Genomic DNA, 18,059 nt, shown 5'->3' with positions numbered 1-18,059 from the left:
CCACGGAACCCGAGTCTATGCGGTTGCCCGGACGTGGTGGGGCCGAACTACCCGGCTACCGGTCGGTGCGCGGACCGCGAATCGGTCGCGCTTGCACGTGCGCGTGCAAACGCCCGTGCAGCCGTGGCGTGCAGCCCGGCGTCCCGCGGGGATCCGGCGTTTCCGGTACGACGGCTGTCAGGTCAGGGACACCGGATGACCTGGCCGGCGTAGGACAGACCGCCGCCGAAACCGAACAACAGCACCGGCGCGCCGCTCGGGATCTCCCGCCGTTCGACCAGTTTCGACAGCGCGATCGGGATACTCGCGGCCGAGGTGTTGCCGGACTCCACGACGTCCTTGGCGACCACCGCGTTGACCGCGCCGAGCCGCTTGGCCAGCGGCTCGATGATGCGCAGGTTCGCCTGGTGCAGCACGACGCCGCCGAGGTCCTCGGGCGCGATCCCGCTCTTCTCGCAGACCTGCCTGGCGATCACCGGGAGCTGGGTCGTGGTCCAGCGGAAGACGCTCTGGCCCTCCTGGGCGAACTTCCCGTCGTGGCCCTCGATCCGGACCGCGTCCGACATCTCCGGCACCGAACCCCAGACCACCGGGCCGATCTCCGGCTCGTCACTCGCGACCACCACGGCCGCGCCGGCGCCGTCGCCGATCAGCACGCATGTGGTCCGGTCGGTCCAGTCGGTGAAGTCGCTCAGCTTCTCGACGCCGATGACGATCGCCTTGGACGCGGCACCGGCCCGGATCGCGTGGTCGGCGGTCGCGATCGCGTGCGCGAACCCGGAGCAGGCGGTGTTCACGTCCAGGGCGGCCGGGTTGCCGAGGCCCATCCGGTGGGCGACCCGGGCGGCGATGTTGGGGGAGCGGTCGATCGCCGTACAGGTCGCGACGACGACGAAGTCGATCTCGGCCTTGTCGATGCCGGCGTTCGCGACGGCCTTCTCGGCGGCCCGCCAGGCCATCTCGTCGACCTGCTCGTCCGGTGCGGCGATCCGGCGTTCACGGATGCCCACCCGGCTCTGGATCCACTCGTCACTGGTCTCCACCATGGTGGCGAGGTCGTCGTTGGTGAGCACCCGCTCGGGCTGGTAGTGGCCGAGCGCGACAACTCTGGATCCGGTCATCTGAGAGCTCCTGCGGTCAACCGGTCGGGCCGGTGCGGTGCCCAGGCTCGACGTTGAACCCGGCGGGGGCCTCCCCAGAGTACGTTCCGCACCCGGCCCCGGCGGATCCCCCGTCTCACCGCACACCACACTCTGTGGCCGGGACCACAGGGGGCTAGGTGAGACCGGCGGCCAGGAGCGCGGAGGGAAGGTCGGGGGCGGCGAAAACGCGCAGACCGTACTTCGCCTGCATGTCCATGGGTTTGAGGTCCTTGCCGCGGTTCGGGACGTCGGCGGGCACGATCGCCTTGGTGAATCCGAGCCGGGCGGCCTCGGCCAGGCGTTTCTCCAGGCCGCCGACCCGGCGGACCTCGCCGGCCAGACCGACCTCGCCGATCGCGATCAGGCCGGGGTGGATCGGCCGGTCCATCACCGACGACGCGACCGCGATCGCGACCGACAGGTCGGCGACCGGCTCGGCGATCTTCACCCCGCCGACGGTGGCGACGTACACCTCCTGGTCGGTCAGCTTCAGACCGACCCGGTTCCCCAGTACGGCGAGGACCATCGACACCCGGGACGACTCCAACCCGGACGTGGTCCGGCGCGGCTGCGGGGTCGCCGACGGCCCGACCAGTGCCTGCACCTCGGCCAGCAGCGGCCGCCGGCCCTCCATCATCACCGTCACGCACGTCCCGGCGACCGGCTCGGCGTGCTCGGAGACGAACAACCCGGTCGGGTCCGTCACCTCGACGATGCCGGTGTCGACCATGTCGAAGCACCCGACCTCGTCCGACGGTCCGAACCGGTTCTTCGTCGCGCGCACCATCCGGAACCCCGAGTGCCGGTCCCCGTCGAACGCGAGCACGACGTCGACCAGATGCTCGAGCATCCGCGGGCCCGCGATCGCGCCGTCCTTGGTGACGTGGCCAACCAGCACGACCGCGATGTGCCGCTCCTTCGCCAGCCGCACCAGCGCACCGGTCACCTCGCGGACCTGGGTCACACCGCCAGGCGCGCCGTCCACCTCGGGATGCGCCATCGTCTGCACCGAGTCGATCACCAGGAACGACGGCTCGACCGCGTCGACCTGCCCGACCACCGCGGACAGATCCGTCTCCGCCGCGAGGTACAACCCGTCGACCAGCGCGTCGGTCCGCCCGGCCCGCAACCGAACCTGGGCCGCCGACTCCTCACCGGACACGTACAGCGTTCGCTGACCCCGCCGGGCCGACTGGGCCGCGACCTCCAGCAACAGCGTGGACTTGCCGACGCCGGGCTCACCGGCGAGCAGGATCACCGCACCTGGTACGACGCCGCCGCCGAGCACCCGGTCCAACTCGCCGATCCCGGTCGGGCGAGACTCGGCCTCGATCGCGGACACCTTGGCGATCGGCATCGCGGGTGACGACACGGGACCCGCGGTGATCCGGGCGGCCTTGGGCGCGCCGACCTCGGCGACCGTGCCCCAGGCCTGGCACTCGCCGCATCGCCCGATCCACCGCGCCGTCGTCCAGCCGCACTCGCTGCATGCGAACGCCGGCTTGCTCTTGGTGGTCCCCGCTGCCTTCGCCATGGCGAACAACCTAGGCGAAGCTGCCGACAAAACCGGAAGGCTCGTCCACAGGGTCAGCGGAAGTGGTTCCGCAGTTGGGCGATGCGGCGCTGGATCCAGTTCATGGCGACGCGACGACCGCTCGGGTCCTCGGCGACAGCGGGCGCCTCGCCGGTCTGCCGCGCGGCCTCGAGGTACGTGGTCAGCAGTTGGCTCTCGGACCGACGCAGCATCGCACTCTGCTCGAGCAGCTTCCGGGCCTTCTCGAGGTCGCCGGCCAGGACCGCCGCGGATCCCAGGTGCTGCAGGCAGCGTGCGCGCCCTTCACGTTCGTCGATCTCGGCGTACAGGTGTTCGGCGTGCTCCCACCAGCCCTTGGCCTCGTGGGGGCTGCGTTGCATCCAGGCGGCGACACCGTGCAGTTCGATCGCGTGGGCATGGCCGCTGATGTCACCGGCCGCGGTGGCCCGGGCAGCCGCCGTACGGAGGTGATCGACAGCGGTCTCCGGGTCCTGCTGGTACAGATGCACGATCGCGAGGTTGATGGAGATCGCAACCTCTGCGGCAAGGTCAGGACCCGGTCGACTCAGCCGTGCGTCGTCCAGCCGATCCCTGGCGTTCAGCACGGCCTCGTCGCGGTCGTTGCCCGCTGGTGCCTGCTCAGCTCGCTCCAGGTGCAGCAACGCCCGTTCGACCTGTCGGCGAGTGGTCAACGCGGCCGCCGTACGACCGTGCGTGGCCACGTTGTCCGAGTAACCCAGTCGGGTGCTCGCACTCTCCAGATCGCCCATCAGCCGGTACGCCGTCGCCGCCCGGGCAGCAGCGAGTTCCGCGAGGTCACGCCGCCCAGTCGCCTCCGCAACGGCACTCAGGAACTCACTCAACTCCAACAGCGCGCCGGGCTCGGACCGGCGTAGGTACCAGACCTCCAGCGCGTCGCAGATCCGGGCGAAGTCGTCAGCGGTGTCTTCCCGCGCCTTCTCGGTCAGCAGCAACTCCCGCAGCCGCGACTCGTTCAGTGCGAACCACTCCGCCGCGGCCATCCCACCGGCACCCGAGCCGAGCGAGACCAGCCAGGTCTCCGCCTCTTCCGCGGCTCGGTGGAGCTCCGGAGCCGGTACGGCGACCACGTTGCCGGCTCGCCACCGCCGGTACGCCTGCAGTGCGGTCGGCAGGTTGTAGAGAGCCCAGATCAGCGCGAAGCCGATCGTCAGGGTGAGCCCGACCGCACGGACCCAACCGCCGCTGTCGAGGCTCTGTGACAGCCGCTCGGACGCCAGCCCGGACAGCAGACCTGAGGCAAGCGCACTGACCCCGAAGAGGTACCCGCGCAGCCGGCTCGGGCGTGGCTTCTCATCACCGCTCATGGCCTGCTCCCCGCGGTCAGCCCGCGTACGACGGTCCGCCAGAACGACAACATCAGCACCACAGGTACGACGGACGCCACCACACCAGCGGCGGCCACGGACCCAGCCGACGTGGAGAACTGGCGCGCCTCGCCCCACAGCACCAGCGACAGCGGCGTCGTACCAGGTCCACTGATCAGGAAGCCCACGATGAAGTCGTTCCACACCAGGACGAACTCCAGCACAGCAACGGCAACCAGTGCGGGCCGATAGGTCCGCTGCACAGTCGCCAGTACGGCGCTCTGCCGCGCAGGACCCTGCAAAGCCTCCGACACCAAGGCGGGCGGAGCGGACGCGAACGCGGACCGCAAGAGCAGTACGGCGAACGGCAGACCGGCAGCCGCATGTACCAAGGCCAGCGCGATCCGGGACCCGGCCAACCCGGCCATACCGATCGCATCCCGCAACGGAGCCGCGTACATCTGGACCGGCGTCACGGCCAGCACCACGAAGACAGACGTCACCACACGTCCCAGCCACTGCGGCAGGCCACCCCACGCGACCAGGTACGCAGTCGGCACGGCGATCACCAGCAGCACGGCCGTTGCCGCACCGGCGATCAGCAGTGTCGACATCAACGCCCGGAACAGGCCGACATTCGCGGCAGCGTCGAACGACGAGAACCCCAGGCCCGACAACGACCACCAACCACTGAGTCCTGCCGAGCGTGGCGAATGCAGTGCGGTGGCGACGAGCACTACGGCCGGCAGGATCCACACCAGGCTCACGGCGAAGCCGATGGTCCACCCGATCCGCCGTACTCGCTTGCTGGGCCTGGGCCGTCCCAGCGACGGGTCACGCGGCACCACCGTCACCGGCATCGCCCACCGCCGCCGTCGCAGCCCGCGTACGCCGACCACGCCCACAGCGGCCACGATCGCGAACAGCACCACACCGAGCGCCGCAGTACGACCCGGGTCGCCCCCTGTCGCGGTCGCACGCCACCAGTTCAGACCGAGTACGTCGGCCGATCGCTGCATCGGCCCGGGTACGACGATCAGGATCAGGTCGAACACCCGGACTGCCGCGATGACCAGGGTCAGCGTGATCACACCGGTGATGGGCCGCAGCAGCGGGATCTCCAACACGAACAGCCGCCGCCAACCGGTGACACCTTCGGCTGCGATCGTGCGGCTCACGTCGTCCGGTATGGCGTCCAGACCGGCACGGAACAACGAGACGACGTACCCGAGCCAGGTCCAGCCGAAGGCGGACACCAGGACGAGCCAGAACAGACCCGGACCCAGCCACACCGGGCTGGAGCCGAACAGCGCGGTCCAGACCGCGGTCAGCGTGCCGCGCTCGGGAGCCGGGTCGTAGATCAGCCGGAACGTCGCACCCGACACCAGCACCGACACCGCGAACGGGATCACCAGCGCGGGCTGCAGGAATGAGGTCACCCCGGGCAGCCGATAGCTCACCAGGGCGAGGAAGAACCCGACGACCACCAGCCCGAGGCCGGCCGCCACCCAGGCAAGGCTGTTGCCCACGGCCCGCAATGCGTCGGGGTCGCCCATCACCGCGAAGTTGCCGAAGCCGAAACCGTTCGGCGTCCGGAACGCCGTGACCACGGTCACCCCGATCGGGATCAGCAACAGGCAGCTCAGCAGCAGGGCCGGCAGGCCGAGCAGATACGGGCCGGCCGGTCGCCGCGGCTTGCCGGGCACCGGGCGACCGCTCACCTCGCGGCCGACGACCTCCAGTGACAGGCCGTTGCTGTGCAGGCCCATCAGCCCTCCACTTTCCGCAGTTCCGTGATCGCAGCGTCCACGGCCGCGGCCACGACCTCGTTGCCGCGTCCGCCGACCCGGATGAGGAAGTCGGTCAGGACTCTCCACAGCCCGTTGATGTCGCCGAGGGGACCGAGCCGGTCGGACAGGTCGAACTGCAACAGCCCACCAGGATCCGACAACTGCTCGGCCAGCCGGGTGAGCTCGGGCGAGTAGCCCGACACGCGTCCGTCCACCAGGAACCCACCCTGAGCGATCCACGGGTCCACAGCGGCTGGTGCGGCGAGGCGCCGTACCAGATCGAGGGCGTCGTCCGTCGGGGGCTTCGGCAGCACCATCACATCGCCGCCGGCCACGACAGGCGCTGCCGCACCCGCTCTGAACGGCGGGAACGTGAACAGGCCGATGTCGTCAGGGTCCGCGGCGAACGACCGTACGACAGGCTCGGCGAAGTCGGATGCGAGGACCATGGCCGCCCTGCGGTGGCCGAAGACCTCGACCACGGCGTCCGGGAACTGTTGCACCAACGAACGCTCCACACCACCGGCCAGCGTTCCCGGAGCCGACCACATCGCGCCCAGCAAACGAAGCGCCTCGGCGACCCGGGACTCCCGTGACGGATGCGGCCTGTCAGCTGTGGCGAGTGCTGCGTAGACGGAAGGCGCTGTACCGAGCAGCACGTTCTCGAAGAAGTCGGTGAGCACCCAGCCGTCACCCGCAGCCAGTGACAGCGGCCGTACGCCCGCCAGCGACAACGACTTGTTGACAGCCAGCCAGTCAGACCAGTCCCCTGGCGGTTCTACGCCTACGTCCCGGAACACCGAGGGCCGGTACCAGACCGCGGATTTGTGCGCCGTCTTGAAGGGCACGCCGTACGTCGTCCCGTCGTGTACCAGCAGCTCGGCCCACAGACGTGCCCGACCGCGATCCGCGAGGTCGTCCGGGATCGGCTCGAGGTCGCGCAGGTGGCGGGGGACCAATCCGGGCTGCGGCAACATCACGATGTCCGGCCGACGAGTCGAACGCGCGTCGAAGGCCGTGGAGATGTCATCACCCAGTGGCACGACCTCCACCGGGTAGTCCAACGTGCCGAGGCCATCGAGTACGTCGTGGAACGCCCGCAACTCCTGCCCGCTCCAGCTGACCGCGACACGCACACTGCGCCGGAGTCCGAGGACATCGCTCGAGCACCCCGCAACCAGCAGTGAGGCCGCTGCTCCGAGAAACGCCCGCCGACTACGCTGCATCGGCGAACCCCGTAGTACGTTCCGGGTCGGTCGTGATGAGCAGCAGGGCGGCTCTCAGAAGCTCAGGGTTGGGCTGGAGAGCCAGGAGCGATCCCCACGTCGGCAGGCCGCCGGCGTCTTCCAGCACGATCACTCGCGGCTCCGCCCGGAGGGCCCGGGCCACACCGGCGAGCCGACGCCGGCCCGGGGTGATCTCGTGCGGATGGCGGTCCAGCACGTCTTCCAGACCGCACCACTTCGCTGTCTGGGCGCTCTGCACCTCAGCGGCCTTGCGGGTGACGCGATGCGCCACCGTGTGCCCGTGGATCACGTTGCCGAGCACAGTGAGGTGGGGGAGCAGTCCCCCTTCGGCCGGCACCAGCCGGACCGGACCGCCGGTCTTGATCACCGCACCGTCGGGCGGCTCCTCCACGCCGATGATCAGGTCGGCCAGCCGACGGGCCGCGGCGGCAGTGGGCATCACCAGTGCTCGCTGCTCGCCGACCTCGATCAGGACTTTCTCGGGCAGACCGGGTATTCGTTCGAGCAGCAGTCCGTCCATCCGTGCCTGGCGCCTCCCCAGTGGCCCCGTCGAGTGGTTCGTCAACCCTATGGGGACTCCGGGGTCGTCGCAGGCCTCGCCGCGTGCCGTTTCAGAAGATGTTCAGAAGGTCCGGCTCCACAGGTTGATCGCGTAGTCGACCTCGGTGCCGGTATGCGACGCGATGATCCGCTCCGCGTCGGCCCGGGTGAACTCGATCCGGACCACCGCCTCGAAGTCGGCCCGGCTCTCGAACCGCCAGCCCATGTCCAGCTGGGTCCGCTGCCAGCCGCGTTCGGTCCAGAACCGTTCCACCACAGGCGGCCTGATCATCGGGTACGCCGTACTGAACCAGCGACCGAACGTCGACCGGCTGCCGTCGTTGTCGATCACGAACGCGGTCCCGCCGCGCCGCATCACCCGGTCGAGCTCGGCCAGGCCGGGCTCGCACCCGGGGCCGAAGAAGTACGCCCAGCGCGCGTGCATCACGTCGATGGACGCGTCCGGCACCGGCAGCCGTTGCGCCGTCCCCTGGCGAACCTCGACGTTGGTCAGCGCCCGGGTCCGGCGCCGGGCCGCCTTGGCCAGCCCGCCGTGCGGCTCGACACCGATCACCCGGGCGGCGGTCGCGGCGAACATCGGCAGGTGGAAGCCGCTGCCGCAGCCGATGTCGAGCACCGTCGCCCCGGCCCAGTCCCGGATCGCCCGCATCGCCGGCTCGATCACGCCGTCCGGATCGACGGCCCGGTTCTCGATCTCGTAGACCTTCGGGTGGTGCCAGATGTTGGGACTCGGGATCCCGCCCTCCGCGATGCTCACATCATCCGACGATAGCGGCGGACGCCAGGTGCTCACGCAGTGGTTGCTGCCGGCACAGACTTGGTGGTGGCGGCCATCACCGCGGCCGGAATGAGCAGGAGACCGCAGACGACGGCGAGCCAGTGGAAGCCGAAGTACGCGAGGATCGGACCGGAGGCGACGCCGGCGATCGTGGCCAGGATGCCCATGGTGAGGTCGGACAGGCCTTGGGCCGCCGTCCGGATGTCCTCGGGGACCGAGCGGGTCAACAGCGCGGAACCGGCGACCAGGCAGGCGGACCAGCCGAGACCCAGCAGGAACAGGGCGATCCCGGTCAGGCCGTGCGCGTCGTCCGGGGCCACGGCCGCCACCGTCATCGCGACGGCGAGGACGCCCAGACCGATGCCGATCGTGGGGATCCGGCCGAGGCGGTCCGCCAGCCAGCCCGTCAGCGGGGACAGGGCGTACATGCCGGCGACGTGACCACTCAGCACGAAACCGACGATCGTGAGCGATGCGCCGTGGTGCGTCAGGTGTACCGACGTCATCGACATCACTCCGACCATCACGGCGTGCGCGGTGGCGATCGCCAGCAGCCCCAGCCGAGCGTGCGGAATGGCAACGACCTGACGGAAGGTCCACACGAGCGGCTGGCGCTCCACCGTCGTCGTGGGCGTGAGGTGCCGCAGTCGGCGCATGCCGAACCAGATGATGGCCGCACTCGCCCCGAACGCCACCACGGAGAACAGGTACGGTCCGGCGAGCGCGATCAGGCCGGCCGCCGTACCGACCGAGCCGCCGACCCCGGTGAGGTTCGGCCCGACGACCACGCCGATCGTGGTCGCCCAGACGACGACCGCCAGCGCCCGGGCGACGTGCGCCGGGTCGGCGGCGTCGGTGGCGGCGTACCGGGACTGCAGGTTCGACGCGGATCCGCTGCCGAACATGCACCCGGCGATCAGCAGCAGGGCCAGCGAGTCCACCTGTGCCGCGACGATCGTCAGCAGCGCGCCGGTGAACGCGATCAGGTAGCCGGTCGTCAACGACGTCCGCCGCCCGTGCGACCGCGCCAGCCGGGCCAGCGGTACGGCGAGGATCGCGGCGCCCAGCGTGGTCGACGTGGCGGCCAGTCCGGCCATCGAGGTCGAACCGGAGACGTCCTCCGCCAGCAGGCCGGCCACGGCGAACCCGCTGGCCGTCGCCACCCCGCCCAGCGCGTTGCTGGCCACCAGAGCACGCAGGGTGGTCCGTTGCCGGTCGGCGGGTCTCTGGTCCGTGGTCACGGGCTCACCTTCTCATCAACCTGACCCGGCAGGCAGCCGACTTATAGGATCGTCCTGACGTAATTCGACCCATCCCTTGGAGTCCCGGATGCCCGACATCGCGATCGTCCCTGCACCGCGCGAACTCACCGTCACCGAAGGTCAGTGGATCGCCGAGGATCCGGTGGCCGAAGCCGTCCGGACGGTGGTGGAGAACCTCGGGGAGACCGAGTACCGCATCGACGTGAGCCCGGAGGGCGCCCGGCTGTCGGCCGGCTCCGAGGACGCGCTCCGGCACGCGGAGACGACGTACGAGCAGTTGCTGGAGGCCGCCGTACCGGCCGAGGACGGCAAGGTCGCGGTGCCGGCCGTGCGGATCGCGGACGCGCCGCGGTTCGCCTGGCGCGGGACGATGCTCGACGTCGCCCGGCACTTCATGCCGAAGGACTTCGTGCTCAAGGTGATCGACGTGCTCGCGTTGCACCGGCTGAACGTGCTGCACCTGCACCTCACCGACGACCAGGGCTGGCGGGTCCAGATCGACGCGTACCCGAAGCTCACCGAGATCGGTGCGTGGCGGCCGCAGACGATGGTCGGCAAGATGTCGCACGACCAGACCGAGTTCACCTATGACGGCACCCGGCACGGCGGCTTCTACACCAAGGACGACCTGCGCGAGATCGTCGCGTACGCCGCCGACCGCGGGATCACTGTGGTCCCGGAGATCGACCTGCCCGGTCACATGCAGGCCGCGATCGCGGCGTACCCGGAGCTCGGCAACTTCCCGGAGAACGAGGTCGGGGTCCGGCAGATCTGGGGGATCAGCGAGGACGTCCTGAACGTCAACGACGAGACCGTCGAGTTCGTCCGGACCGTGCTCCGGGAGGTGCTGGAGATCTTCCCCAGCCCGTACATCCACCTCGGCGGCGACGAGTGCCCGGCGGTCCAGTGGCGGGAGGCGGAGGCGGCGCAGAAGCGGCAGGCCGAGCTCGGGCTGGACGAGGCCGGGCAGTTGCAGGGCTGGTTCACCGCGCAGGTCGCGGCGGTGCTCGCCGAGGAAGGCCGCCGGCTGGTCGGCTGGGACGAGATGGTCGAGACCGACTGCCCGAAGGACGCGGTCATCATGGCGTGGCGCAGCGCCCAGCGCGGCGAGGTCGCGGTGAGAGCCGGCCACGAGACCGTGATGGCGCCGTGCGAGTCGGTGTACTTCGACTACTACCAGGGCGACCCGGCGACCGAGCCGCTGGCGATCGGCGGCTTCATCCCGCTGGAGAAGGTGTACGACTTCGAGGTGATCCCGGCCGGTCTGTCCGCCGAGGAGGAGGCCCGCATCATCGGCACCCAGTGCCAGATCTGGACCGAGTACATGCCGGGTCCGGAGCAGGTCGGTTACATGCTGCTGCCGCGCCTGTCCGCCTTCGCCGAACGCGCCTGGGGTTCGCCGAAGACGTCGTACGACGAGTTCCTCGGCCGCCTCCGGCCGCACCTGGCCCGGATCGAGCGCATCGGGGTCAACTACCGCCCGCTCGACTGATCGCCCGGCAGGGGTAGACGGCCTGGGCTCCAGGTGACCACGATGAGTGGTCACCTCGAACCCAGGCCAGGAGCGTGAGGGACCATGACCGTGGTGGGCCCGCTGGACGCGATGTTCCTGCTCGGGGAGAGCCGTGAGCAGCCCATGCACGTCGGCGGACTGATGCTGTTCGAGTTGCCCGAAGGTGCCGGGCGGGACCACGTGTTTCCCGAGCGGTCCCGGGACTATGTGTCGCGGCTGTACCACGAGATGGCCTCGGCGCAGACGGTCAATCCGCTGTTCAGCCGGCGGGTGCGGAACCGGCCGCTCGACCTCGGTTACTGGTCGTGGGAGCAGGAAAGCGAAATCGACCTCGAGTACCACGTGCGGCTGTCGGCGCTGCCGCGGCCGGGTCGGTACCGCGAGTTGTTCGAGCTGACCAGCCGCCTGCACGGGACGCTGCTGGACCGGCACCGGCCGTTGTGGGAGATGCACCTGATCGAGGGTGTGGAGGGCCGCCGGTTCGCGATGTACAGCAAGATCCACCACGCGCTGATCGACGGCGTCACCGCCCTCCGCTGGATGCAGAAGACTCTCAGCACGGACCCCGACAGGTCGGGTATGCCGGCCCCCTTCGCACTGCCGGCGTCGTCTGCTGAAACCCCCGGCAGTTCCGCCGGTGTGCTGACCAGGATCGGGCGCATCCCGGGGAGTACCGGCAGATTCCTCGCCGATCTGGCCGGGGTGACGCCGGTGGCGTTGAAGAGCTTGCGGCAGGCGACCGCGCCGTTCCAGGCGCCGCGGACGATCTTCAACCAGCCGATCACCGGGGCGCGCCGGTTCGCCGCGCAGTCCTGGTCGATCGAGCGGCTGGAGAAGGTCCGCGCAATCAGCGGGGCGACGCTGAACGACGTGATGCTCGCGATGTGTTCAGGTGCCCTGCGCAACTATCTGCTCGAGCTCGGCGCCCTGCCGGACAAGGCGTTGACCGCGATGGTCCCGGTCTCCCTGCGCGGCCACGCCGACGCACCCGGCGGCGGCAACTCGCTGAGCACGATGATCACCGACCTCGCCACCGACGAGGCGGACCCGGAACGCCGGATCCGCCGCATCATGGCGTCGACCAGCTACGGCAAGGGCGTGCTGTCCTCGCTGAGCCCGCTGCAGAACCTGATGATCGGCGCGGTCGGCTTCGGTGTCGCCGGACCCGCGGCCGTTGTCCCCGGTGTGGCCGGCCGTACGACGCCGCCGTACAACGTGGTCATCTCGAACGTGCCCGGCCCGGCCGATGGGCCGCTGTACTGGAACCGGTCGCGCCTGCTCGGCATGTATCCGGCCTCGATCGTGCTGAACGGCCAAGCGCTGAACATCAGCGTGACCAGCTACGACGACCACCTGCACTTCGGCCTGGTCGGCTGCCGCCGGACCGTCCCACACCTCCAGCGCCTGCTCGTCCACCTCGAGACCTCACTCACCGATCTCGAGAACCTCCACTAAGCCGCAAGAAGGGCGTCGATCTGGCTGACGGACTGTTCCAAGCCCTCGGCCATGCCCATGCCGATCAGTTGGTCCATCTGCTCACGCGAGTCGAAGACCGACTTCAGCTCCATCCGGGTGCCGCCGTCATGCGCACTGAGTTGCACCCGGACCGTGTTGACCGGCAGGTTCTCCGCCGGCTTGCCGTCGGAGTCCGCGAAGCCGTCGACGAACTCCAGCGACGTGGGCGGGTTCACCGACGTCAACCGCCACCAGCCGTGGTACTTCTCGCCTTCGGGACTGGTCATGAAGTACGTGACCTCGCCGCCCGCGGTGAGGTCGTGGTCGATCACGGTCGCCGGATGCGTCGGTGGTCCCCACCAGCGCTCCAGCAGCCGCGGGTCGGCCCACAGCTCCCAGACGCGCTTGGCCGACGCGTCGAAGTCGGCGATCACGGTCAAGGTCAAGGCGTCGAAGTCCTTGTCAACGCTTGTCACGCTCATCGTTCTGGTTCCCCTCTGTCTCGGTGAGCAGTTCCGACATCCGGTCGACCCGCCCACGCCAGGTCGCCTCGAGGTGGTCGAGTGCCTCGCGCGCCCGCCGTACGGCGTCCACATCGGTGCTCACCAGTTGTTCCCGGCCACTGCGTTGTTTGGTGACGAGCCCGGCCCGCTCGAGGACGGCGACATGTTTCTGCACCGCCGCGAAGCTCATCGGATACGCCTCCGCCAGCCGCGACACCGACGTCTCGTTCACCAGACACCGCCGCACGATGTCCCGCCGCGTCGAGTCGGCCAGTGCCTGCAGCAAGCGATCCACGACCATCTCATCTACAACCATTTGGTTGTACGTTAAGCGTGCAGCGACACCAGGTCAAGGCGTACGACGGATTACAGCCGAACCGTGCCGTTCGGGGTCTCGAAGACGGCCGAGACCAGGCCGGGCTGGCCGTTCGGGCGCCAGTCGACCTCGAGGTCGTCGAGCAGGTGGTCGGCCGGGTGGCCGATCCAGTCGGTGACGCGGTGGGGGTCGCCGGCGATCTCCAGCGCGGTCAGCTTGATGCCCTTGCCGCCGACCGACGGGTGCTGGGTGAGGTCGTCCCAGTGCACGAAGAACGGCAGTTGCGGGTCCGCTATCAGGCCCTTCACGCCGATCTGCCGCCAGGTCAGGTTCACCCCGTCCGGTCGGTGCCGGTTACCGGGCACGGCCTGCCGGCCCAGGCGCTTCTCCATCCGCTCCATGTCGCGGACCGCCACCACCCAGCCGAGCCAGCCGCCGCCGAGCTCCTTGCGGGCGCGCACCGCCTGGCCGAACGGCGCCTTGTCCGAGGCCGGGTGGTCGAGAACGTCGACCACTTCGATGTAACGGTCGTTCTCCAGCGGCAGGATGTGGTTCACCGTGCCGAACCGCGGGTGGACCCCGCCGTCGACGAACTCCGCCCCGAGCACCGCGGACAACCGTTCGAGCGTCGCCTCACACCCGTCGGGCCCGCAGGCGTACGAAAGATGGTCAAGACGCATGACAGTCATTCTGGACCCGATCACCGACAGTCGCGGCTCCGGGGGTGTCGCGTACTGCTACTTGGAGGCTGGATGCGGCAGCAGCCGGCCGGCCTCCAGGTAGTCGCGGCAGTACGCGGCCAGGACGTCGTACGCCTTGTGACCCATCAGGGTCTGCAACTCGACCCTGCTCGACTCGAACACGGCCTCGACGCCGATGTGAGCCTCGGTGTTGCCGGTGCAGTACCAGTCCAGGTCGTGCCCACCAGGACCCCAGCCGCGCCGGTCGTACTCGCCGATCCCGACCTCGGTGTACGTCGTACCGTCCGGCCGCTCCACCTCGCGGAACGTCCGGCGGATCGGCAGTTGCCAGCAGACGTCCGGCTTGGTCTCGACGAAATGGATGCCCCTCTTGAGGGCGAGGCCGTGCAGCGCGCAGCCGCCGCCTCCGGGGAAGTCCGGCCGGTTCAGGAAGATGCAGGCGCCCTGCCAGACCCGGGTCTTGCGGTCACCGTCGTCGTCGGTCTCGACCCAGCCGTTGGTCCGGCCCTCCTTGCGGAACTGCCAGTCCTCCTTGCTCAGTTCCTTGACGTACGCCTTCACCCGCTTCTCGTCGTCCTCGTCGGAGAAGTGTGCCCCGAGGGTGCAGCAGCCGTCGTTCGGCCGGCCCTTGTAGATGCCGCGGCAGCCGCCACCGAAGATGCAGGTCCAGTTGGACGTCAGCCAGGTCAGGTCGCAGCGGAACACCTGGTCGGGGTCGTCCGGATCGGTGAACTCGACCCAGGCGCGGGGAAAATCGAGAGAAACCTCAGGCACCTGGAAAGCGTACGCGCCTTCACCACCCGATCGTGAACGCTGACTCCGAATCGCACTGATCCTCGGACGGTCCAGTAGCGTGAGGGTATGCGGCTCGGCGTACTCGACGTGGGATCCAACACCGTCCACCTGCTCGTGGTGGACGCGCATCGCGGTGCCGCGCCGCTGCCTGCGTACTCGCACAAGACCGAGCTGCGGCTGGCCGAACACCTGGACAAGGCCGGCAAGATCGCCCAGTCCGGCGCGGACGAGCTGGTCTCGTTCATCAACGAGGCGGCCGAGTTGGCCGAGGACAAGGGCTGCGAGTCGGTGCTCGCGTTCGCCACCTCCGCACTGCGGGAGGCGCCGAACGGCGAGAAGGTGCTCGACCGGGTGCGCAAGGAGACCAAGGTCGATCTCCAGGTGCTGACCGGTGAGGACGAGGCCCGGCTGACCTTCCTCGCCGTACGGCGCTGGTTCGGCTGGTCGTCCGGCCGGCTGGCGGTGTTCGACATCGGCGGCGGCTCGCTGGAGATCGCCGCCGGGTCCGACGAGGAGCCGACCATCGCGGTGTCGGTCCCGCTCGGCGCCGGCCGGCTGACCCGCGAGGGCCTGTCCCACGACCCGCCGGACAAGGACGAGGTCCGGGCGCTGCGGAAGCGGATCCGGATGGAGATGGCCGCGGTGGCCGGTGACGTACTGCGGGCCGGCCGGCCGCAGCGTTCGGTCGCGACCAGCAAGACGTTCCGGTCGCTGGCCAGGATCTGTGGTGCCGCGCCGTCGGACGACGGGCCGTACGTGCCGCGTGCGCTGGACCGCGACGACCTCGCCGAGTGGATGCCCAAGCTGATCAAGATGTCGTCTGCCGACCGGGCCGAGCTGCCCGGGGTGTCGGCGGGCCGGTCGTCGCAACTGGTCGCCGGCGCACTGGTCGCGGACGCGGTGATGGACCTGTTCGACCTGCCCTCGCTCGAGGTCTGTCCGTGGGCGTTGCGGGAAGGTGTCATCCTGTCCCGGCTCGACCAGTTGCAACCCCGATGAAGCACCACCCCTGACGAACCACGGCGAAGGCACCAGATGAGCACCAGCAAGACCGCCCGGATCGGCCTGTCGACCGCCTCTGTCTACCCCGAGTCGACGGCGAGCGGGTTCGAGCTGGCGGCCCGGCTCGGGTACGACGGGGTCGAGGTGATGGTCGGCATCGATCCGCTGAGCACCCAGATCGACGCGATCCAGCGGCTGGTCGACTACCACCAGCTGCCGGTGCTGGCCATCCACGCGCCGTGTCTACTCATCACGCAGCGGGTCTGGGGCACTGACCCGTGGGAGAAGCTCGAGCGCAGTGCGGACGCCGCCAGGGTGCTCGGCGCCGACGTGGTCGTCGTCCACCCGCCGTTCCGCTGGCAGCGCGACTACGCGCGCGGGTTCGTCGAGGGGATCGCCCGGCTGGAGGAAGAGACCGGCGTGATCTTCGCGGTCGAGAACATGTACCCGTGGCGCGCGCCGGGCCGCGGTCTGCAGGCGTACGCGCCGAGCTGGGACCCGACCGAGCAGGACTACGCGCACACCACCCTCGACCTGTCGCACTCGTCGACGGCCGAGCAGGACTGCGTCGAGCTCGCGGCGACGATGGGCAAGAGCCTGACCCACATCCATCTGACCGACGGCACCGGTTCGGCGAAGGACGAGCACCTGGTGCCCGGTCGCGGCACGCAGCGGGCCGCGGATCTGCTCACCGGCCTGGCGAACCAGGACTTCCGCGGCCACATCATCATCGAGATCAACACCAGGCGTGCGACCAGCCGGTCCGAACGGGAGGTCGACCTGGTCGAGTCGCTCGAGTTCACCCGCAAGCACTTCGTCCGCACGTCCCGCCGGTCCTCGTTCGCGGTCACCCCGGAAGGTGAGATCTCGGAGCTCACCACATGACTGAACGTACGGCGAGCTCTCCGGCCGGCCGGACCGGGAACGGGCGGCCGGGGCGCCGGCCCGGCGGGCCGGACACCCGTGGTGACATCCTGCGCGCTGCCCGGGATTCCTTTGCCGACAAGGGTTTCACCGCGACGTCGATCCGCGGGATCGCCCGCGAGGCCGGGGTGGACGCGGCCCTGGTGCACCACTACTTCGGCAGCAAGGACGAGCTGTTCATCGAGTCGATGGCGCTCCCGGTCGACCCCCGGCAGATCGCCGCGCGCATCCTCGACGGCCCGCGCGAGGAACTCGGCCGCCGGATCGCGACCGTGTTCCTCGGCGTCTGGGAGTCGGCCGACGGCCAGCAGCGGATGAAGGCGGTCGTCCGCAGCGTGGTGACCAGCGACGAGGTCGCACGGATGATGCGCGAAGGCATCACCCAGATGATCATCGAGCCGGTCTCGCGCTCCCTCGACGTACCTGACGCCCATCTCCGCGTCAGCCTCGCCGCGACTCAGCTCATCGGCGTCGCGATGGCCCGCTACCTGGTCGGACTCGAGCCGGTCGCCTCAGTCGACCTCTCCACGTTGATCGACCGGCTGGCGCCCGTACTGCAACTCCATCTCACCGGCTGATGCAGGTCCCGACCGATCGCGAGATCCGCGCCCTGCATCGCGAGTACGCCCCGACCCGCGAGGCGTTCGAGTCCGTCCACACCCATTGCGAACTCGTCTGCCGGATCGCCGAGCAGTTCTTCACCGGCCTCGACGTCGACACCGACCTGGTCCGGGCCGGTGCCCTCCTGCATGACATCGGCGTGTACCGCCTCTACACGCCGGACGGCGTACTCGACACGGACGGCTACATCCGGCACGGCATACTCGGGCATGAACTCCTCGACAGTCTCGGGTTCCCGGAGGAGCTCAGCCGCTTCTGCTCCCGGCACACCGGCGTCGGCATCACGCGTGACGACGTACGTCGGCAGTCGCTGCCGATCCCGGCCGACGACTACGTCCCCGCGACACCCGAGGAGGAACTCGTCCTGTACGCCGACAAGTTCCACAGCAAGCGCACGCCGCCGGTCTTCGTGTCCGGCGACTCGTACGCCGAAGCGATCGGCCGGTGGGGCGAGGGCAAGGTGGCCGCGTTCGGCCGGCTCCGGCAGCGGTACGGCGACCCGGACCTGGCCCCACTGAGCGACGCCACCGGGCACGCGCTGGTCTGAGACCTCTTGCCAAGGCGGTGTC

Annotated in this window: 18 protein-coding genes; 6 read left to right on the top strand and 12 right to left on the bottom strand. The window is 69.6% G+C overall.

Annotation, left to right across the window (positions count from 1 at the left end; translation table 11 throughout):
- Window positions 1-182 precede the first annotated feature (182 nt).
- From ACYVOK_RS03090 to ACYVOK_RS03055, 8 genes are all read right to left on the bottom strand, one after another.
- Entirely contained in the window at window positions 183-1,121 is a 939-nt protein-coding gene (locus ACYVOK_RS03090; RefSeq protein ID WP_460660672.1) for a beta-ketoacyl-ACP synthase III, read from the bottom strand.
- 154 nt (window positions 1,122-1,275) lie between these two features.
- Window positions 1,276-2,676, bottom strand: a complete 1,401-nt coding sequence (gene radA, locus ACYVOK_RS03085) for a DNA repair protein RadA (protein ID WP_460660671.1) — start codon at window positions 2,674-2,676, stop codon at window positions 1,276-1,278.
- Window positions 2,677-2,729: 53 nt separating this feature from the next.
- Entirely contained in the window at window positions 2,730-4,022 is a 1,293-nt protein-coding gene (locus ACYVOK_RS03080) for a hypothetical protein (RefSeq protein ID WP_460660670.1), read from the bottom strand.
- Window positions 4,019-5,791, bottom strand: a complete 1,773-nt coding sequence (locus tag ACYVOK_RS03075; protein WP_460660669.1) for a sugar ABC transporter permease — start codon at window positions 5,789-5,791, stop codon at window positions 4,019-4,021. Before ACYVOK_RS03075 ends, ACYVOK_RS03080 begins: the two co-directional genes overlap by 4 nt.
- On the bottom strand, window positions 5,791-7,038 hold the full coding sequence (locus tag ACYVOK_RS03070; protein WP_460660668.1) for an ABC transporter substrate-binding protein: 1,248 nt from the start codon (window positions 7,036-7,038) through the stop codon (window positions 5,791-5,793). Before ACYVOK_RS03070 ends, ACYVOK_RS03075 begins: the two co-directional genes overlap by 1 nt.
- Window positions 7,028-7,579, bottom strand: a complete 552-nt coding sequence (locus tag ACYVOK_RS03065) for a P-loop NTPase family protein (protein WP_460660667.1) — start codon at window positions 7,577-7,579, stop codon at window positions 7,028-7,030. Before ACYVOK_RS03065 ends, ACYVOK_RS03070 begins: the two co-directional genes overlap by 11 nt.
- 102 nt (window positions 7,580-7,681) lie before the next feature.
- Window positions 7,682-8,377, bottom strand: coding sequence for a class I SAM-dependent methyltransferase (locus ACYVOK_RS03060; RefSeq protein ID WP_460660666.1), 696 nt, complete (start codon window positions 8,375-8,377; stop codon window positions 7,682-7,684).
- 32 nt (window positions 8,378-8,409) lie between these two features.
- On the bottom strand, window positions 8,410-9,639 hold the full coding sequence (locus ACYVOK_RS03055) for an MFS transporter (protein ID WP_460660665.1): 1,230 nt from the start codon (window positions 9,637-9,639) through the stop codon (window positions 8,410-8,412).
- Window positions 9,640-9,727: 88 nt separating this feature from the next.
- On the opposite strand from ACYVOK_RS03055, the gene ACYVOK_RS03050 reads away from it, so the two are divergent.
- Both ACYVOK_RS03050 and ACYVOK_RS03045 read left to right on the top strand, forming a co-directional pair.
- A complete protein-coding gene (locus tag ACYVOK_RS03050) occupies window positions 9,728-11,152 on the top strand; it encodes a beta-N-acetylhexosaminidase (RefSeq protein ID WP_460660664.1) in 1,425 nt (474 codons plus the stop codon).
- An 84-nt stretch (window positions 11,153-11,236) separates the two neighbouring features.
- Entirely contained in the window at window positions 11,237-12,628 is a 1,392-nt protein-coding gene (locus tag ACYVOK_RS03045; RefSeq protein ID WP_460660663.1) for a WS/DGAT/MGAT family O-acyltransferase, read from the top strand.
- Here the strand turns inward: ACYVOK_RS03045 and ACYVOK_RS03040 are convergent.
- The 4 genes from ACYVOK_RS03040 to ACYVOK_RS03025 are packed head-to-tail and all read right to left on the bottom strand — an operon-like array spanning window position 12,625 to window position 14,922.
- Complete coding sequence (locus tag ACYVOK_RS03040; RefSeq protein WP_460660662.1) at window positions 12,625-13,110, bottom strand: SRPBCC family protein; 486 nt, start codon at window positions 13,108-13,110, stop codon at window positions 12,625-12,627. The genes ACYVOK_RS03045 and ACYVOK_RS03040 overlap by 4 nt on opposite strands.
- The gene (locus tag ACYVOK_RS03035; RefSeq protein WP_460660661.1) at window positions 13,091-13,447 is read right to left on the bottom strand and encodes an ArsR/SmtB family transcription factor; all 357 of its coding nucleotides are present in this window, start codon (window positions 13,445-13,447) and stop codon (window positions 13,091-13,093) included. Before ACYVOK_RS03035 ends, ACYVOK_RS03040 begins: the two co-directional genes overlap by 20 nt.
- Window positions 13,448-13,497: 50 nt before the next feature.
- Complete coding sequence (locus ACYVOK_RS03030) at window positions 13,498-14,127, bottom strand: VOC family protein (RefSeq protein ID WP_460660660.1); 630 nt, start codon at window positions 14,125-14,127, stop codon at window positions 13,498-13,500.
- A 57-nt stretch (window positions 14,128-14,184) separates the two neighbouring features.
- Window positions 14,185-14,922, bottom strand: a complete 738-nt coding sequence (locus tag ACYVOK_RS03025; RefSeq protein WP_460660659.1) for a hypothetical protein — start codon at window positions 14,920-14,922, stop codon at window positions 14,185-14,187.
- 87 nt (window positions 14,923-15,009) lie between these two features.
- On the opposite strand from ACYVOK_RS03025, the gene ACYVOK_RS03020 reads away from it, so the two are divergent.
- Genes ACYVOK_RS03020 through ACYVOK_RS03005 form a run of 4 tightly spaced genes read left to right on the top strand, consistent with a single transcriptional unit; the run spans window position 15,010 to window position 18,037 of the window.
- Window positions 15,010-15,942, top strand: a complete 933-nt coding sequence (locus ACYVOK_RS03020) for a Ppx/GppA family phosphatase (RefSeq protein ID WP_460660658.1) — start codon at window positions 15,010-15,012, stop codon at window positions 15,940-15,942.
- 36 nt (window positions 15,943-15,978) lie between these two features.
- Window positions 15,979-16,830 carry a sugar phosphate isomerase/epimerase family protein gene (locus tag ACYVOK_RS03015; RefSeq protein WP_460660657.1) on the top strand — a complete coding sequence of 284 codons (852 nt, stop codon included), beginning with the start codon at window positions 15,979-15,981 and terminating at the stop codon, window positions 16,828-16,830.
- On the top strand, window positions 16,827-17,447 hold the full coding sequence (locus ACYVOK_RS03010) for a TetR/AcrR family transcriptional regulator (RefSeq protein ID WP_460660656.1): 621 nt from the start codon (window positions 16,827-16,829) through the stop codon (window positions 17,445-17,447). Before ACYVOK_RS03015 ends, ACYVOK_RS03010 begins: the two co-directional genes overlap by 4 nt.
- Entirely contained in the window at window positions 17,447-18,037 is a 591-nt protein-coding gene (locus tag ACYVOK_RS03005; RefSeq protein WP_460660655.1) for an HDIG domain-containing metalloprotein, read from the top strand. Before ACYVOK_RS03010 ends, ACYVOK_RS03005 begins: the two co-directional genes overlap by 1 nt.
- Window positions 18,038-18,059 lie beyond the last annotated feature (22 nt).

The sequence above is a fragment of the Kribbella swartbergensis genome, from assembly GCF_054784135.1.
The sequence above is the reverse complement of the archived record's forward strand: the minus strand, read 5'-3'. Positions and strand labels throughout refer to the sequence as shown.

Excerpts from the sequence above, each read along its gene's own strand:
- ACYVOK_RS03065 (WP_460660667.1), bottom strand. The coding sequence starts at position 7,579 with ATGGACGGACTGCTGCTCGAACGAATACCCGGTCTGCCCGAGAAAGTC.
- radA (WP_460660671.1), bottom strand. The coding sequence starts at position 2,676 with ATGGCGAAGGCAGCGGGGACCACCAAGAGCAAGCCGGCGTTCGCATGC.
- ACYVOK_RS03045 (WP_460660663.1), top strand. The coding sequence starts at position 11,237 with ATGACCGTGGTGGGCCCGCTGGACGCGATGTTCCTGCTCGGGGAGAGC.
- ACYVOK_RS03020 (WP_460660658.1), top strand. The coding sequence starts at position 15,010 with ATGCGGCTCGGCGTACTCGACGTGGGATCCAACACCGTCCACCTGCTC.
- ACYVOK_RS03015 (WP_460660657.1), top strand. The coding sequence starts at position 15,979 with ATGAGCACCAGCAAGACCGCCCGGATCGGCCTGTCGACCGCCTCTGTC.
- ACYVOK_RS03030 (WP_460660660.1), bottom strand. The coding sequence starts at position 14,127 with ATGCGTCTTGACCATCTTTCGTACGCCTGCGGGCCCGACGGGTGTGAG.
- ACYVOK_RS03090 (WP_460660672.1), bottom strand. The coding sequence starts at position 1,121 with ATGACCGGATCCAGAGTTGTCGCGCTCGGCCACTACCAGCCCGAGCGG.
- ACYVOK_RS03080 (WP_460660670.1), bottom strand. The coding sequence starts at position 4,022 with ATGAGCGGTGATGAGAAGCCACGCCCGAGCCGGCTGCGCGGGTACCTC.
- ACYVOK_RS03070 (WP_460660668.1), bottom strand. The coding sequence starts at position 7,038 with ATGCAGCGTAGTCGGCGGGCGTTTCTCGGAGCAGCGGCCTCACTGCTG.
- ACYVOK_RS03050 (WP_460660664.1), top strand. The coding sequence starts at position 9,728 with ATGCCCGACATCGCGATCGTCCCTGCACCGCGCGAACTCACCGTCACC.
- ACYVOK_RS03040 (WP_460660662.1), bottom strand. The coding sequence starts at position 13,110 with ATGAGCGTGACAAGCGTTGACAAGGACTTCGACGCCTTGACCTTGACC.
- ACYVOK_RS03035 (WP_460660661.1), bottom strand. The coding sequence starts at position 13,447 with ATGGTTGTAGATGAGATGGTCGTGGATCGCTTGCTGCAGGCACTGGCC.
- ACYVOK_RS03010 (WP_460660656.1), top strand. The coding sequence starts at position 16,827 with ATGACTGAACGTACGGCGAGCTCTCCGGCCGGCCGGACCGGGAACGGG.
- ACYVOK_RS03075 (WP_460660669.1), bottom strand. The coding sequence starts at position 5,791 with ATGGGCCTGCACAGCAACGGCCTGTCACTGGAGGTCGTCGGCCGCGAG.
- ACYVOK_RS03005 (WP_460660655.1), top strand. The coding sequence starts at position 17,447 with ATGCAGGTCCCGACCGATCGCGAGATCCGCGCCCTGCATCGCGAGTAC.